Origin of the sequence: Mycobacterium sp. 852014-52144_SCH5372336 (genome assembly GCF_001665615.1) — a bacterium.
In the GTDB taxonomy this organism is placed as follows: Bacteria; Actinomycetota; Actinomycetes; order Mycobacteriales; family Mycobacteriaceae; genus Mycobacterium; species Mycobacterium neumannii_A.
In genome coordinates, this window is record NZ_LZSW01000007.1 from 1 (window position 1) to 1,387 (window position 1,387).

1 protein-coding gene is annotated in these 1,387 nt (G+C 62.7%); it reads left to right on the forward strand.

Features of this window, described 5'->3' with window-relative positions:
• Positions 1 to 66 precede the first annotated feature (66 nt).
• The gene (locus A5759_RS01370) at positions 67 to 1,350 is read left to right on the forward strand and encodes an IS256 family transposase (RefSeq protein WP_082961906.1); all 1,284 of its coding nucleotides are present in this window, start codon (positions 67 to 69) and stop codon (positions 1,348 to 1,350) included.
• Positions 1,351 to 1,387 lie beyond the last annotated feature (37 nt).

A 1,387-nucleotide genomic window follows, 5' to 3' on the forward strand; every position in this document is an offset into this window, starting at 1 on the left:
GGGACTGTGGAAATAACGGTGTTTCCGGCACTGACACGCTGAGCGAAGCTCGGCGAGGAAGGTGCCATGATGACGACACTGAACGATGTGGCGAAGAAGAAGGCGGCTGAGCAGTCCGCTGAGCAGAAGGCGGCGGTCGAGCTGGTGCGGTTGGCTCAGGAGCAGGGCCTGTCGCTGACCGGGCCCGATGGGCTGCTCAAACAGCTGACCAAGACGGTGCTCGAAACCGCCCTCAACGAGGAAATGACTGAGCACCTCGGCTATGAGAAACACGATCCGCCCGAGGCGGGGACGGGCAACATCCGCAACGGCACCCGCGCCAAGACGGTGCTGACCGACACCACCGGCCACGTGGAGATCGACGTGCCGCGGGATCGGGCGGCGACCTTCGAGCCCCAGATCGTCAAGAAGCGCCAACGTCGACTGTCCGGTGTCGACGAGGTGGTGCTGTCGTTGTACGCCAAAGGACTGACTACGGGCGAGATTTCAGCGCACTTCGCCGAAATTTACGGCGCGTCGGTCTCGAAGGAGACGATCAGCTGGATCACCGACAAAGTAATCGAGGAGATGAACGAGTGGACGGTGCGACCACTCGATGAAACCTACGCCGCGATCTTCATCGACGCGATCGTGGTCAAAGTCCGCGACGGCCAGGTCGCCAACCGGCCCTTCTACGCCGCCATCGGGGTCACCCTCGGCGGGGAACGCGACATCCTCGGGTTGTGGGCCGGCACCGGCGGGGAGGGCGCCAAGTTCTGGATGAGCGTCCTGACCGATCTGCGCAACCGCGGCGTCAAGGACACCTTCTTCGTGGTCTGCGACGGACTCAAGGGATTGCCCGAGGTGGTCGGCAACGTCTGGCCACGAGCGATCGTGCAGACCTGCATCATTCACCTGATACGCAACACCTTCCGGCTCACCTCGCGAAAATATTGGGATGAGATCAAGCGCGATGTGAAGCCGATCTACACCGCAGTCAACGCTACCGCGGCCCGCTCGGCGTTCGACGAGTTGGCCGAGAAGTGGGGGCAGCGCTACCCGGCGGTGATCAGGTTGTGGGACAACGCCTGGGACGAGTTCATCCCGTTCCTGGACTACGACGTGGAGATCCGGCGGGTGATCTGCTCGACCAACGCGATCGAGTCGCTCAACGCCCGCTACCGCCGCGCGATCAAAGCTCGGGGGCACTTCCCCTCCGAGCAAGCCGCCCTGAAGTGCCTCTACCTCGTGACCCGATCCCTGGACCCGACTGGTGTCGGCAAGGCACGATGGACGATGCGGTGGAAACCTGCCCTGAATGCGTTCGCAATTACCTTCGGCGATCGATTCCCGGCAGCCGAAACCTACTGATGAAAACCGCCGGAAACACCGTTAACGAGATAGCCCC

Bases quoted from the DNA above. Each gene is read 5' to 3' on its own strand.
- A5759_RS01370 (WP_082961906.1), top strand. From the start codon at position 67: ATGATGACGACACTGAACGATGTGGCGAAGAAGAAGGCGGCTGAGCAG.